Below are 14,231 nucleotides of genomic sequence, written 5' to 3'. Positions count from 1 at the left end.
AACCCGATTCACGGACAAGAAAATGTCGAAGTGTTGATCCGGATCAGATACTGGAATCCTGGCCGATAACCCCTGAGCAGATAACAAAGAGGCGCACCGGGCGCCTCTTTTTGATGATTCCCCGGGGGAGACTTACTTCTGGTGCTGCAGACGAACGTCCGACAGGGTCTCCGCAGCAATGGTCTCTTCGGTAAACAGCAACGGCCGCAAGGCGGTGTTGTCCGAGTAATACTTGGTCTGATCGTTCCAATGCGGTGACTGGACGTTATTGGACTCGGAGTAAGTGAGCAGGCCACGGGCCTCAGGTCCCTGATCGCCAAAGCCCACCACCATCATCCAGCTGGAGCCGTAGCGGATGTGATACCCCTCTTTGCTGAGATGGGAACTGGTGGGCTCGCCGGTGACCGGGTCGATGGCCGGCTCGTAGGCGTGCTGGGGCAGCAGTGTTTCATCGCGCTGCTTGTTGGCATAGGCGAATACATTGAATCCCCCCTCCCGACTGTTGGGGCCGGACCAGGGGAAACGGACACCTGAAGGCTGACCATTAGGCAGGGACTTCTCCACAAACTGCATCTGTCCCAGGGGCGCTTCCAAATCGAAGCCGTTCTGGGACAGGGTGGCGCTGGCTGCGGCCAGGGCCACCAGAGCGGAGCCGTCGGCCGCCAGAGTATTGGGGGTATTGATGGGGTCGGTGTAGACGAAAGGCACGTCCAGATGGGCGGCGCTGTCGAAGCGATAACCAAACTCCCGCAACAGGGCACCGGCAATGCTGTCCTGGTTCTGCGCGCCATTCCACTTGGCCAGGGCGGCACAGGCAGCAGACAGATCGACACTCAGGCTGTCGCTCACCACCACCGGAGTGGTCCCCTGTGCTTCACACTGCAGCAGCAGCTGGGGCAGCACCAACTCCGCCAGATAGGCCCGGTTGGAGAGCAGAGCCGCTTCCACCTCGGTGGCGTTGAACTTGCCATCATCCCCGCGGGCGTCCGCCATCAGGGTGAGCGCCATCCGAGTACGCAGTGACTGCTCTACCCGGCGCTTACCGTACAGCGGAGAGACATTCTCAATGGGCTCTGCCGGGTTGGTGATCCAGTAGGAGTTGTTGGAGTTCTGCACAAAGTCCTTACGAATCAGCTTGGGCGCCCGCTCGTAGGGTACGGCACCGTCATAGGCAAAGCGCGCCTCATTACCGGGCATAATGGTGAAGCCGGCCTGCTCACGGGCGGCACGCAGTTCAGGAACCAGCCTCAGGGCGCTTTCCGCCTCGCTGCTGATGTTGGGCACGGTGGAGTCGTCGATGTAGAAGGCGTTGCCCTGGTCATCGGCGTACATGGTGTTGTTGAAGACCACCCCGTCGTAATCCTTGAACGCCTGTTGGAACTCAGCCAGGTTGCTGGCGAAGTTCATGGCAGACCAGTGCTCCAGCACATCCACATTGTTCATGTTGGCGTCCTGGATATAGAACGCCTGGGTGTCATCCCAGGGGAAGGGCGCCAGCGCCGGTGGAGCCTCCACCATGGGCCCCTTGGCGGTGAGGTAGACCTCCTTCTCCAGGGGAATGGTCACTCCGGCGCCCATGTTCACCTCGACGGTCAGGGTCTTGGGAGTAATGGCCATCTCCTCACCCTCAAACAGATAGCTGAGACGATCCCCCTCCTTCAGGCTGAGGTTGTACATGATGAAATGCTCAGCGGTGGAGAAGGTGTGGGTCCAGGCCAGATTCTGGTTAAAGCCGATGTTGACCGCCCCGGGCATGCCCACCAGGGAGCCCCCCATCACATTGAGGTGGCCGGGAATGGTCAGGTGCGACTGCCAGAAACGCAGTTGCCCCGTGTGAGGGAAGTGGGGATTGCCCAGTACGATCCCTTTCCCGTTCTCGGTCACTTCGCTGCCCAAACCCCAGCCATTGGAGCCCAGCCCGCTGGGGTTCACCTTCGGGGTGGCCAGGGCCGAGGAGCGGGTTATCGCCTTGGCACGAATGTCCGCCAGCATCATCTGACCCTGCTTGGGCACATAGGCGGTGGCAGCTGGCCTTGGCAGGTACTCCTCCCCGTCGCCCGGGTTGGCGAAGAAGATCAGATCCATGAAGTTGGCGGCGCCAGGCAGAAGGGCGATAGAGAACAGGTAGGTGAGCATATCCACGTCGGTGATGGGTTTCACCCAGGGCTGACCGGCACAAGGCAGATTCGGCGTAGTCACTGACCCGGATGCCAGATCCGCCAGGTAAAGGTTATAGCCAGCGGCGAAACCGGAGAGCATGGCGCGGGACCGCTCCGGCAGGGTACCGATAAGCTCGGCGGCAGATTGGCGAACTCCCAGAGCCTTGTAGCCGAAGTCACTCACCAGGTTCTGGTTGTCCTCTTCCGTGGGCAGGCCGGTGGCAAAGTCGATGCTCTTGTGGGGACCAAAGTACTTGGAGCGCTCACTGTTGGCCTTGAGGAAGCCATCGGCCAGCAGGCACAGGTGATCCTGTGCCTGGGCATAGCCTGAGCCAAAGGCCAGGCTCTCAATGCTGTCTGCCTCGATATGGGGGACACCAAAAGTGGTGCGGCGAATGCGCACATCCAGAAGGCCATCTTCGGCAAACACCTGCACTTGCGGTTCGGGGTCAGGGGGCAAAGTGGCGGAGTCGCGGTTGTCGTCGTTGCTGCAGCCTGACAACATCAGGCCGGTCGCCGTGGCTACGGCGATCCACAGAGGTGATCTTATCATTATCATCTTCCTTGTTGGGTGCTCACCTCCCCAGTGAGCCGTCCTCCATTTAAACAGCTCAGACCAGATAGATCCACAGAGTTTTAACCATATTAACAGTTAATTAACCAGCCATGCCGAGGGCCTGGATCCCTGATTCGGACAAAACTGGTATCCTTCCTGTGATCACTTGCAACCGAGACAGGGATTGGTCATTCTCTGCCGCCGGATTACCTTGATGGAACCTCGATGAGCGCACCACTGCACCACTTGCGAAACCAGTTTCCTGCCCTGAACCAGCCGGATCTGGTCTACCTGGACAACGCCGCCACCACTCAGAAACCTGAGCGGGTGCTCGCGGCGATGAATCGTTTCTACCGGGAGCAGAACGCCAACGTCCATCGCGGGGCCCATCGTCTTTCCGACCTGGCCACCCGGGCATTCGAGGGCGCCAGAGACCGGGTACAGTCCTTCATCAAAGCGCCGGCGCGGGAGGAGGTGATCTTCACCCGGGGCACCACGGAATCGATGAACCTGCTGGCTCAGAGTCTGGGCAGTCACCTGCTGCAACCTGGAGACGAGATCCTCATCGACACCTGGGCTCACCACGCCTGCATCGTTCCCTGGCAACAGATGGCGATGCGCACCGGTGCCAGGCTGATCCCCATCCCGCTGACTCAGGAGGGCGATCTGGACCTGGATGCCTATCGGGCGTTGCTGGGACCAAAAACCAAAGTGGTCAGCCTCACTCAGATCTCCAATGCCCTGGGCAAGGTGGCGCCCCTTGAGCTGATGTTGCCTGCCGCTAGGGCCGTCGGCGCCATCACCATAGTGGATGGTGCCCAGGCGGTGGCCCACCTGGAGATCGACGTGCAGGAGCTGGGCTGCGACTTTTACGCCTTCTCCGGCCACAAATGCTATGGCCCCACAGGCATAGGGGTGTTGTGGGGTCGTCAATCACTGCTGGAGCAGATGCCCCCCTATCAATATGGCGGCGAGATGATTCAGCAGGTCAGCTTCGAGGGCAGTCAGTTCAACCGCCTGCCCTACAAGTTTGAAGCGGGCACCCCTGCCATCGCCGAAGCCATAGGTCTGGGCGAAGCTCTGACCTTTATCGATGAGTTGGACAGGCAAGCACTGCAAGCCCACGAAACCGCACTGATGGAGAGAGTCAAGGCGGGTATGGCCGCCCTACCCGGCGTGGAAGCGATCGCCGGTAGCGGCCGCAATCTGGGTGCCCTCTCCTTCAGAGTCGAGGGGGAACACCATCAGGATATTGGCATCCTGCTGGATCAGGCGGGCATAGCGGTGCGCTGTGGCCACCACTGCTGTCAACCGCTGATGCAGGCGCTGGGACTCAAAGGCAGCTGCCGGGTCTCCTTCGCCGCTTACAACAGCCTCGAAGAGGTGGACGCCTTCCTGGCTGCCCTCAAGGAGATCACGGAGTTTCTCGATGATTAAACCCGGCATTCAAGAGTTTCTGGACTCCCCTCTGGGGAGAGAGCTGACCCGAGAGCAGTTGCATCAGGAGTTGATGGCTCAGTCCCACTGGCAGGGGCGATACCGGATCATCATGAAACTGGGCAGCCGTATGCCCGCTTTGGCCCCACAGTGGCAGAGGGAGGATGCGGAGGTGGCTGGCTGCGAAAGCAAGGCTTGGCTCTACCACCACAGAGATGAGACGGGTTATCATCACTTCCTTGCCGGCAGTGAGTCCCGCATCATCAAAGGGCTTCTGGTGCTGATCCTGAGCGCCTGCAATCACGGCGACGATCAGACCATTCGCGGCCTGGATCTGGACAGCTGGTTCGGAGAGTTGGGGCTGTCGGCCCATCTGAGCCCATCCAGAGCCAATGGTCTGGCGGCCCTGGTGGAGGCGATTCGCGCCCAGGTAACGCCGAGTTAGCGGCGCTGGCCAAACTGGGCCTCCAGAGTCAGCATCAACTCCAGATTGGTGTCGAAGCCGTACTTTCTGGGCCAGGTGACCTGGGGCTCCACCTCATAAAAGAGCCAACTCCTCAGAAAACTCTGGCGGAAGGTGAGGCCCAGACGGCGAATTTCACTCTGGGTCAGGGTATCCTCCGTAGCCCCTGAAACGGCGGCAAACACCGACAGAGCGGTGCGGTCATTGAGCCACTCGACCCTGCTGAGCTTACTGCTCCACTCCAGCCCATCACTCTCCTCTCCATAAAAGAGCCGGTTGCGCCACAGCAGGGCGTGACCGTCGTAGTGCCGCTCCAGGTTCAGGCCTGTGGTTTCACTCCAGCCCTCATTGGATTGCACCCTCAGCTCCTGGGTGGCTTTCAGCAGGGTACGCTCGTCCAGGTTGTCGTAGTAGCGGGCGCGTCCCCGAACAAAGGGCTGAATGCCCGAGTCCATACTGGCGCCGAGATCCAGTGACAGATCCCAGCGCTTTCTATCCAGCGGGATCCAGCGCAGCGCCGCTCGGGTGGTGCCCTCTCCGGTACCGGTAAAGGGATCGCCCAGCTCCTCATCCTCTTCGTCGGATTCCAGCAACAGCTTGAGCCGCCGTTCAGTCTGGGGAAGATAATAGGCGGCGGAGAGGCGCACACCCAATTGATCGCTCTCCCGCTCAATGAACTCCTGCTGGACTCTCAACCTAAAATGACTGGACGCCTGATCGGCATCGTCTGTGGGGCCAAAGAAGTGATCGAACCAAAGGGCGGAGCGACGGGCAGAGCCGGAAAGCAGCTCATGGGCCTTGTCATACCAGGGGTGTTCCTGAGTCTCCGACTCAGGTTGTACCGAGGCCGAAACACTCAGGCTCATCAGCAGGCAAATCAGCCCAAGCTGTCTGGACAACACGTCACTGCCCTCCCATGGCATTGAACTAAGGCATTGAAATATTATGCCTCTTTGTCGGCTTGTGCCGCCAGCTTTAGCAGTACTCGACTGGCCGCCACAAAGCCAAAGGTGCCAGTCACCGGGGTCACTGCACCAAAACCACTGGCACAGTCCATCGCCTTGGGGCCCTCTGCGGCCGACTTGGCCAGGCAGATCTGACCATCGCTGCCGGGGTACTTGAGCTGCTCATCGGAGAAGACGCACTCCACCTGAAAACGGCGCTTGGGGTTCTTACTGAAGTTGTATTCCCTGCGCAGCAGGTTACGCACTTTTGCTGCCAGGGGGTCCTGATAGGTCTTAGCCAGATCCGCCACCTGAACCCGGGTGGGATCAAGCTGACCGCCAGCGCCGCCGACGGTCACAATACGAATCTTGCGCCGCTTGCAGTGAACAATCAGCGCCGCCTTGGCCTTAACACTGTCGATGCAGTCCACCAGATAGTCCAGCGTATCATCGATAAGCTCAAACAGGTTATCGCTGTCGACAAACTCCTCCACCTCATCCACCTGACAGTCCGGATTAATGGCGCGGATCCGCTCCGCCATCACCGCCACCTTGGAGAGACCCACGGTCTGCTTCAGGGCGTGGCACTGTCGATTGGTGTTGGTAATACAGATGTCATCGAGGTCGATTAGCGTAATTCGAGCGATGCCGCTGCGGGCAAGCGCCTCAGCCACCCAGGTGCCCACCCCTCCGATGCCAACCACGGCAACGTGGGACCGGGAGAATCGCTCCAGTGCCGCTGGACCATAGAGGCGGCCAATGCCGCCAAAGCGTTGTAGGTAGTCGTCGTTCATATCTGCATTCCTGACAAAGTCCGGCGCAGTATAACAGGGGTGATGGGAATTCAGGGAAGTCCCGGACGGTTTGCGTAGGGTGAACTTTTCACGTTAACCATATAACCTTGGTGAATCAACGTATTAATCGCGGCTTTATTGACCTTCCGCAACATTTACAATTATCTCACGCCAAAACGTGCGCCACTTCAAAAAACGCCCGATCGGGCGGTTGCATGTCACAGACTTCCTGCCAGAATCGAGTTCGCAAAATGACTAAAAAGCCTGATTAAATCTTGATACATAGGGAAATATGTTGCTTATGTGTTAACCAAACATCAGGCATTCATTGATCGTCAGGAGTAAATTGATCATGTTAAAACGGACACCCGCCCTCTCTGCTGCTGCACTGCTGGTTGCTGCCTCTTTCGGCGCCCAAGCAGAAATGCCCACCTTCTACGGTGACCTGAACATCTCTTTGACCGATTCCGACACCGGTTACACCGTTCAAGGTACCAGCGGTGACACCGGCACTGTTCTGGAAAACAACTCTTCCAACATCGGTATGAAAGGCGCCCACGACATCAACGGCGCTCTGAAGCTGGTGTACAAGGTAGAAGTTGGTGTTAACGGCACCGACAACGACGCCGACACCTTCTCTTCCCGTAACACTTACATCGGTCTGGCCGGTGGTTTCGGTGAAGTGGTATTCGGTCGCAACGACACCGCCTTCAAAGGCTCCGAAGGTGGCGTTGATGCCTTCGGTAACCTGAACGCCGACATCGTGATGATCCTGCCTGGTCAGGATCGTGTTGCTGATGGCATCACCTATGTTCTGCCTAAGGTAGACATGCTGACCGGTAAGTTCACCTACATCCTGGAAGACGACAACGACGGCGCCACCAGCGACGACGGCGACAACTACGCCCTGTTCCTGGGTTACGGTGACAAAGGCCTGAAGAAAGCCAACTTCTACGTTGGCGGCGGCTATGTTGACGGCATCAAAGGTCTGACCGCCTGGCGTCTGACTGGTCAGGTAAAAGTTGCTGACCTGGCTCTGGGTGCCATCTACCAGTCCTCCGAGAAGACCGCCGACTCCTCCGCTGAGTCCGACGGCTACATCGTTTCCGCCAAGTACCCTCTGGGCAACTTCATGCTGAAGGCTCAGTACGGCTACGAAGATGGCGCCATGGGTACCTTCGGTAAGAAGGCCCAGGGTGACACCACCGGCACCGTTGAAGATGTAACCAACTACACCATCGGTGGCGACTACACCCTGAGCAAGTCTGCTTACCTGTACGGCCACTACGCCAAGTACGAAGCCTCCATCAAGGACGCTGCCGACATCGAAGATGATGTAGTAACCGTAGGTCTGCGCTACCGCTTCTAATCTTTGGCCTAGCCAAAGAGGAAACGGTCGCCCCAATCAGCTGATTGGGTAACCTGCCAGAGGCCACCGCAAGGTGGCCTTTCTTATGTCCGCCTTTCCCCGACTCTTGAAATCCTTGCTGGCACCATCGGCTCATCGCTGCCCCTCCCGTCAGCCGCAGCAGAACTCGGTCCAACCGATGATGGTTGCTCCCAGCCATGGGCTGAACCTGCTACGCTAATGAGCGCCCGACAGATTCCAGCAGTTTGTGGCAATGCCGAGCATCAGGCACAAAAAAGCCGGCGTTTCCGCCGGCTAAGGGTTGGGTCTAACTCTCTGCCAAGATGGACCCGTCGCGGGGTCAGGATCCCCGCCTCTCTGCTACCTGGTTACAGGGCGTAACGGATAGAGAACTGACCGTACATGGAGTCCTTGTCCTCGTGGTCGATGGAGTAGTTACCTACTTCCAGACCCATGGACAGCTCCTTGGTGAAGTTCTTAAAGATGTTTACGCCCCACTGGCTGGTTTCGTTACCGGAAACGTCGCCTTCGATGTGGCCATAGACCAGAGTAGAACGAACAGTCTCGTTCCAGAAGTGACGGTAGGCGATGTTGTAGGAGGTGGTATCTTCTACCTCTTCGCCAACCAGGTCCTTAACAGCAGCGGTACCAACATAGCGGCCCAGCTCACCTTTGTGGATCTGGAAGCGCAGGTCGTCTTTACCGAAGGTGTTGATGCGACCGGCTACGGAGAAGCCCAGGGCGTTCTCAGTCTCACCACCCAGGGTGTTCAGCTGACGAGCCAGACCGGCAACAGACACGTTACCCCAGTCACCCTTGAAGGTGTACTTGGCGATCAGGTCAGGCAGTTTGTCGTTGGCAGTGTCACCACCGAAGCTCTCAGGGTTCTCCATAGCCAGCTGCAGGCCACCGTTGGTGTAACGGATCTGACCTTGACGGATAAAGGAGATACCCATCATGGTGCTACCGAAGTCAGCAGTCTCAGCGATGGCGCTGGTGTTCATCAGGGTAGACCAGGTCTGACCGGCAGTGATGTTCTTGTACTTCACGAAGGCGTGACGCAGACGTGGGTTCAGGGAGTTGGAGATAATCTGGTTACCGCCACCACCGAAGAAATCCATCTCGATGAAACCGACCAGGTCACCGTGGATGTACTTGGTGTTAAAACGGGTTTCGTTGGCGAAGATGCGGAACTGAGATGCGCTCTCCTCCAGGGGGGTGCCTGCACCGGTCCACTGGTCTTTATAGGCTACGTCACCGTCAACGTAACGGACATCAGCCTTGATGTATCCGCCGAAGATCAGCTTATCGTTGTCGTTCAGTTGGATTTCGTATGCAGCTAACGCCGGGGTTGCCATGGCAGCCATGGAGGTTACTAAGGCAATCTTTTTAATTTTAGAAACGAACATCTCAGTTTCATCCTATTTTATAGGTTATGAATCAACATCACTCTCTTATTTGAAATGTTGTGTCGTGGACTGAGATCATTTGTCGGCAACGCATTAGATGGAAAAAACTAACCTGACACAACCACAGATAAGCGCCAATCAACAAACACCAGTCCAAACATTTCGCCCCACGAAGTTAACAAAACGGCAATCTGAATTTCCTTACCCAGGCTCAACTGGTGCGATCCACGTCGCATAATGGCGATTATTGTCGAACAAAACCTACATCGGACCAGGGGCGACAAAGACCGCGATCACAACCGGCGGGCATATTGTGACCCGAGAGGCGGTTTTGGATATTTTTTTAGGCTGGCTCAGCCTTTGGGGCGATTTTGCAATTGCGGCGTGATCCAGGGTGAATTAAGAGACAAAGCCCCCTATCAATTAATCAACGCTAAACTCATCAAGAGAAAACCTTTAGCATAAAACCCACACAAACAAACACTTAAACCGCAGCGACTTAAGTTTATAATGAAGAGGTATTTAATTAATTATTGCCTTTTTATTATGAAATCATTCAAGGCGAACCTATCACCAAATGAGTAGAGATCCAGCTCACAAAAACAGTTGGGGCGGAAAGTTGGGCGGGGCAATTTGTAATTTTATTAGAGATTTTCCGCTAAAAAGGCGGTAGAGATCCAATCCCCCAATGAATGAGGCTCAATTAATTGAATGATATTTTCTTTATTCGTAATTTTTAGACTCGATGCATCTAAGCATGAGTGCACAACATTTGAGCAAGGCTCACTGGCGGAAGATATTCAGAGTTGGCTGACCAACATGTGAAGTAGCCATATGCAACCCTTTATTTCGAGGAGGGAATATGGGCTATAGAGTCAGCCTGATGATAGTAGAGATAAGGGGCGGGCAGCGATGGCTGCCCTTAACGGGTCTCGGAAGAAGAGCATTGCGTCGGGAATGCTGCCGCAATGGAGGAGCACCCCCTCCTCTACTGATTCTTCTCACAAGGGAAGTAGAGGGTCTTCTGCTTCGCCGCAAACTCCTGGGCTTTGGCTTCACAGTATCCCGCCTCGTTTTGAGCACGCCACAGCACCTTGCTGTCACTGCCTTTCACATAATGAACCTCGCAAGGCAGCGGCGCGCCCTGAGGATAGATCACCTGGATACGGCGCTCCATCTCACCGTTGCGGCAAATATATTCATCACCCTGCTCCACCCCGGCCAAAGCGGGTTCGGACGCGAGGGCGGTCACCAGGACTAGCAGTGCACTCATAGGAGGATCCTCATTGAGGGTTAAGGAGGGGCTCAAGATACAGAGCCAACTGAAACTGGTTGAATTTTAGCACAGGGGAGATAATAAGCTTCGATAAAACAACGCGCTGCAAAAGCAGCGCGTTGTCAGTCGGCATGGCTACAGATTAAGCGGGAGTGGGGGTCATCCTGACTTTAATTGTGGTCAGCAACGCCCGGATCATCAGCACGGCCAGCAGAATGCCACTGCCGTACACCAACCAGTTGGGCAACATTCTGTGCTCCTCGCCCACCAGGGGGGTCACCTGGAAGCCGTAGCTGGTCACCAGGAAGTTCACCAGGTAACCAAACACCATGGCAGTACCGATAACTCCGCCCAGGTAGCCCCACAGGGCACGCTTGCCAAGTTCATTACGTACCACCCCCAGGGTGGCGATGTTGGTCGCGGGGCCCGCCATCATAAACACCAGTACCGCACCGGGGGACACCCCCGCCAGCAACAGGCCCGCGGCAATAGGCGTCGAGGCGGTGGCACAGATATACATGGGCACGGACACCAGCACCATCAGAGACATGGCCAGGATGCCATCCCCCCATTGCGACAGGTACTGTGGCGGAACGAAGGTGTTTACCAGGGCCGCGAAAAACAGGCCGATGAGCAGCCACACTGTGGTGTCCTTCACCAGATCATTACTGGCGTAACGGATCCCCTGAACCATTCGGCTGAGTACACCATCGCTGGCTTTGGGGGCCGCCTTGGAGGCACAGCACCCTGTTTCGCTCTTCACCTCGTTGTTGCTGCTGCAGCAACTGGCGCTCTCTTGGGGTTTGGCTTCGGCCTTGGAAGAGCAGCAGCTGGAAGTCACCTCTGGGGCTGGTGACTTCTTGGTAGAGCAACAGCTGGATGCCGGTTCGGGCGCAACCTCCTTATTGGAAGCGCAACAGCCAGACTTTGGCTCTACCTTCAGTTGAGGTTGACCACCGGAGGCCATCAGGGAGCCCTGGCCCATGGGGCGCATCTTGGCTACCTTGATAGGCGCTTTCTCCTCTTTGGGCTCTTCGTCATCGCGGCCAACCAGCAAGCCAGCCACCACGGCGGATGTGACTGCGGCGATGGGACGCACCACGGCCATAAAGGGACCCAGCAGGACATAAGAGACGGAGACCGAGTCCACACCGGTTTCCGGCGTCGACACCAGGAAGGAGGTGGTGGCACTCTTGGACGCACCCGAACGGCGCAGGCCCACCGCAGCCGGAATCACCCCACAGGAGCATAATGGCAAAGGCGCACCAAACAGGGCTGCCTTCAGAGTGGTCTTGAAACCGTGCCCCCCCAACTGCTTGTTCATCCACTCCATGGGGACAAACATCTTCAGCATCCCCGCCAGGAACAGGCCCAGCAACAGCCAGGGCGCGGAATCCAGGAAAAGGTCCAGGAAATTCTCAATCAACAACATCTACTTGGTCTCCAGGGTATCCAGGATGGAGCAGTGAATGGCACTCTCCGGCCCACCACAGCATGCGTCCGCCAGCTCCTGAAGGGAGTCTCTCAGGCGGGTCATCTCATCAATCTTTCGCTGCAACTCGGCCGCCTTGGCCTCTACCATCCCTTTCACATCGGCGCAGGCCCAGTCTGAGCGACTGGCCTCGATGTTGAGCAGCTCGCGAATCTCCGTCAGGCTGAACCCCATCGCCTTAGCCCTCAGGATGAACTTGAGGTGGCGGGCATCCTCTTCGGTATACAGCCTGTAGCCTTTGTCCGAGCGGGACGATGGGCTGAACAAGCCGTTCTTTTCATAAAACCTCAGGGTGTCGGCGGTGACCTCACAGGCCGTCGCCAGCTCGCCGATGCGGTACATGACAGACTCCGGAATCTTGACTTGGTGGGATTATAAACCTTGGAGTTAAGTCTAAGGTCAAACCCTTTTTATATGGAAATGCACTTTTCTTATACGTGAACAAAAGTCGTGGATTTGGCCTGATTTCATGACCATTTTGACGTACAATGCGCGCGACTCCATTAAGGTTGTACAGACCCCCAAAGAGGGTATTTCGCCAACACCTTACGCCAAGGTGTTAGCGAAATATCTTCCCATAATAAGAGTCACCCTCAGGGTGACCCACTAACCCTACATGAAAGGATCTGTACCCTATGGAATCTGCACGTCCCATTCGACGCGCCCTGCTGAGTGTGTCTGACAAGACTGGTGTAGTTGAGTTCGCCCAGGCTCTGAGTCAGCGCGGTGTTGAGCTGCTCTCCACCGGCGGCACCGCACGCCTGTTGGCCGAAGCTGGCCTGCCTGTCACCGAGGTGTCCGACTACACCGGCTTCCCTGAAATGATGGACGGTCGGGTCAAAACCCTGCACCCCAAGGTACACGGTGGCATCCTCGGCCGCCGCGAAAAAGATGACGCGGTGATGGACACCCACGGCATCAAGCCCATCGATATGGTGGTGGTGAACCTCTACCCCTTCGCCCAGACCGTCGCCCGTCCAGATTGCTCCCTGGAAGACGCCATCGAGAACATCGACATTGGCGGTCCGACCATGGTGCGCTCCGCCGCCAAGAACCACAAAGATGTCACCATAGTGGTCAATGCCCACGACTACGACAGAGTGATCGCGGAGATGGACAAGGGTGAGGGTTCACTCACTTACCAGACCCGATTCGACCTGGCCATTGCCGCCTTCGAGCACACCACCGGCTACGATGGCATGATCGCCAACTACTTCGGCACCATGGTGCCCAGCCACGGCGACAACAAAGAGGGCGACGATGAGTCCGTCTTCCCCCGCACCTTCAACCAACAGTTCATCAAGAAGCAGGATATGCGCTATGGCGAAAACAGCCACCAGCGCGCCGCCTTCTACGTAGAGAAGGCGCTGCAGGAAGCCTCGGTAGCCTCCGCCATCCAGATTCAGGGTAAGGCACTCTCCTACAACAACATCGCCGACACCGATGCCGCACTGGAGTGCGTCAAGGAGTTTGACGCTCCCGCCTGTGTCATCGTCAAGCACGCCAACCCCTGTGGTGTGGCCCTGGGCGACAACCTTCTGGAAGCGTACGATCGCGCCTTTAAAACCGACCCCACCTCTGCGTTTGGCGGCATCATCGCCTTCAACCAGAAGCTGGATGGCGCCACCGCCCAGGCGATCATCGACCGCCAGTTCGTTGAAGTGATCATCGCGCCCACCGTCTCCGACGACGCCAAGGCGGTGGTCAGTGCCAAACAGAACGTGCGCCTGCTGGAGTGCGGCCAGTGGCAAGGTAAAACCACCGAGTTCGACACCAAGCGGGTCAACGGTGGCCTGCTGGTTCAGGACAGGGATCAGGGCATGGTCGGCCTGGAGGAGATCAAGGTGGTCTCCAAGCGCCAGCCTACCGAGGCCGAACTCAAGGACCTGATGTTCTGCTGGAAGGTGGCCAAGTACGTCAAATCCAACGCCATCGTCTACGCCAAAGAGGGGATGACCGTGGGGGTGGGTGCCGGCCAGATGAGCCGCGTCTACTCCGCCAAGATCGCCGGCATTAAGGCCGCCGATGAGGGCCTGACCGTACCCGGCTCCGTGATGGCGTCCGACGCCTTCTTCCCCTTCCGTGACGGCATCGACGCCGCCGCCGAAGCGGGGATCAGCTGCGTGATTCAGCCTGGTGGCTCCATGAGAGACCAGGAAGTGATCGATGCGGCGGACGAACACGATATGGTTATGGTGTTCACCGGAATGCGCCATTTTAAGCACTAATGGCTTTGGGTTGACGCTTGCCCAAACCTCGAATTGCGGCGTCGCCCTCTGTCCTCGCCCCCCTCATTTGCAACAGCAAACTCAGGGGGCTGTGGAGAGGGCTT

General features: G+C 57.3%; 11 protein-coding genes. 4 read left to right on the top strand and 7 right to left on the bottom strand.

The window, feature by feature from the left end; translation table 11 throughout:
- Window positions 1-132: 132 nt before the first annotated feature.
- Window positions 133-2,712 (bottom strand): acylase, encoded by a 2,580-nt coding sequence (locus ACN0RV_RS02115; RefSeq protein WP_417345119.1) that lies wholly within the window; start codon window positions 2,710-2,712, stop codon window positions 133-135.
- Between the two features lie 228 nt (window positions 2,713-2,940).
- On the opposite strand from ACN0RV_RS02115, the gene ACN0RV_RS02110 reads away from it, so the two are divergent.
- The gene (locus tag ACN0RV_RS02110; protein WP_417345118.1) at window positions 2,941-4,152 is read left to right on the top strand and encodes an aminotransferase class V-fold PLP-dependent enzyme; all 1,212 of its coding nucleotides are present in this window, start codon (window positions 2,941-2,943) and stop codon (window positions 4,150-4,152) included.
- Window positions 4,145-4,597, top strand: a complete 453-nt coding sequence (locus ACN0RV_RS02105) for a SufE family protein (RefSeq protein WP_417345117.1) — start codon at window positions 4,145-4,147, stop codon at window positions 4,595-4,597. Before ACN0RV_RS02110 ends, ACN0RV_RS02105 begins: the two co-directional genes overlap by 8 nt.
- Here the strand turns inward: ACN0RV_RS02105 and ACN0RV_RS02100 are convergent.
- Window positions 4,594-5,517 carry a hypothetical protein gene (locus ACN0RV_RS02100; protein WP_417345116.1) on the bottom strand — a complete coding sequence of 308 codons (924 nt, stop codon included), beginning with the start codon at window positions 5,515-5,517 and terminating at the stop codon, window positions 4,594-4,596. The two genes, ACN0RV_RS02105 and ACN0RV_RS02100, sit on opposite strands and share 4 nt — an antisense overlap.
- Before the next feature lie 41 nt (window positions 5,518-5,558).
- Window positions 5,559-6,353, bottom strand: a complete 795-nt coding sequence (gene tcdA / locus ACN0RV_RS02095; RefSeq protein ID WP_417345114.1) for a tRNA cyclic N6-threonylcarbamoyladenosine(37) synthase TcdA — start codon at window positions 6,351-6,353, stop codon at window positions 5,559-5,561.
- A gap of 352 nt (window positions 6,354-6,705) precedes the next feature.
- Between tcdA and ACN0RV_RS02090 the strand changes: the two genes are divergently transcribed.
- Complete coding sequence (locus tag ACN0RV_RS02090; protein ID WP_417345113.1) at window positions 6,706-7,722, top strand: porin; 1,017 nt, start codon at window positions 6,706-6,708, stop codon at window positions 7,720-7,722.
- A 368-nt stretch (window positions 7,723-8,090) separates the two neighbouring features.
- On the opposite strand, the gene ACN0RV_RS02085 is transcribed toward ACN0RV_RS02090, so the two are convergent.
- The 4 genes from ACN0RV_RS02085 to zntR form a co-directional block, all read right to left on the bottom strand.
- Window positions 8,091-9,131: a DcaP family trimeric outer membrane transporter gene (locus tag ACN0RV_RS02085; protein ID WP_417345111.1), complete on the bottom strand. Its 1,041-nt coding sequence runs from the start codon at window positions 9,129-9,131 to the stop codon at window positions 8,091-8,093.
- Between the two features lie 988 nt (window positions 9,132-10,119).
- Window positions 10,120-10,404: a hypothetical protein gene (locus tag ACN0RV_RS02080; RefSeq protein WP_417345109.1), complete on the bottom strand. Its 285-nt coding sequence runs from the start codon at window positions 10,402-10,404 to the stop codon at window positions 10,120-10,122.
- A gap of 145 nt (window positions 10,405-10,549) precedes the next feature.
- A complete protein-coding gene (locus tag ACN0RV_RS02075) occupies window positions 10,550-11,836 on the bottom strand; it encodes an SO_0444 family Cu/Zn efflux transporter (RefSeq protein WP_417345396.1) in 1,287 nt (428 codons plus the stop codon).
- A gap of 3 nt (window positions 11,837-11,839) precedes the next feature.
- Window positions 11,840-12,241 (bottom strand): Zn(2+)-responsive transcriptional regulator, encoded by a 402-nt coding sequence (gene zntR, locus ACN0RV_RS02070; protein ID WP_028110071.1) that lies wholly within the window; start codon window positions 12,239-12,241, stop codon window positions 11,840-11,842.
- A 293-nt stretch (window positions 12,242-12,534) separates the two neighbouring features.
- On the opposite strand from zntR, the gene purH reads away from it, so the two are divergent.
- Window positions 12,535-14,127, top strand: a complete 1,593-nt coding sequence (purH, locus tag ACN0RV_RS02065; protein WP_417345107.1) for a bifunctional phosphoribosylaminoimidazolecarboxamide formyltransferase/IMP cyclohydrolase — start codon at window positions 12,535-12,537, stop codon at window positions 14,125-14,127.
- Window positions 14,128-14,231: the final 104 nt, after the last annotated feature.

The organism is Ferrimonas sp. (assembly GCF_048263965.1).
Classification (GTDB): domain Bacteria; phylum Pseudomonadota; class Gammaproteobacteria; order Enterobacterales; family Shewanellaceae; genus Ferrimonas.
Note: the sequence above shows the minus strand (reverse complement) of the source record. Positions and strands in the feature narration are given on the sequence as shown.

What these genes read in the sequence shown, in the direction of transcription:
- ACN0RV_RS02115 (WP_417345119.1), bottom strand. Translation starts at nt 2,712, where the DNA reads ATGATAAGATCACCTCTGTGGATCGCCGTAGCCACGGCGACCGGCCTG.
- ACN0RV_RS02105 (WP_417345117.1), top strand. Translation starts at nt 4,145, where the DNA reads ATGATTAAACCCGGCATTCAAGAGTTTCTGGACTCCCCTCTGGGGAGA.
- zntR (WP_028110071.1), bottom strand. Translation starts at nt 12,241, where the DNA reads ATGTACCGCATCGGCGAGCTGGCGACGGCCTGTGAGGTCACCGCCGAC.
- purH (WP_417345107.1), top strand. Translation starts at nt 12,535, where the DNA reads ATGGAATCTGCACGTCCCATTCGACGCGCCCTGCTGAGTGTGTCTGAC.
- ACN0RV_RS02085 (WP_417345111.1), bottom strand. Translation starts at nt 9,131, where the DNA reads ATGTTCGTTTCTAAAATTAAAAAGATTGCCTTAGTAACCTCCATGGCT.
- tcdA (WP_417345114.1), bottom strand. Translation starts at nt 6,353, where the DNA reads ATGAACGACGACTACCTACAACGCTTTGGCGGCATTGGCCGCCTCTAT.
- ACN0RV_RS02090 (WP_417345113.1), top strand. Translation starts at nt 6,706, where the DNA reads ATGTTAAAACGGACACCCGCCCTCTCTGCTGCTGCACTGCTGGTTGCT.
- ACN0RV_RS02080 (WP_417345109.1), bottom strand. Translation starts at nt 10,404, where the DNA reads ATGAGTGCACTGCTAGTCCTGGTGACCGCCCTCGCGTCCGAACCCGCT.
- ACN0RV_RS02110 (WP_417345118.1), top strand. Translation starts at nt 2,941, where the DNA reads ATGAGCGCACCACTGCACCACTTGCGAAACCAGTTTCCTGCCCTGAAC.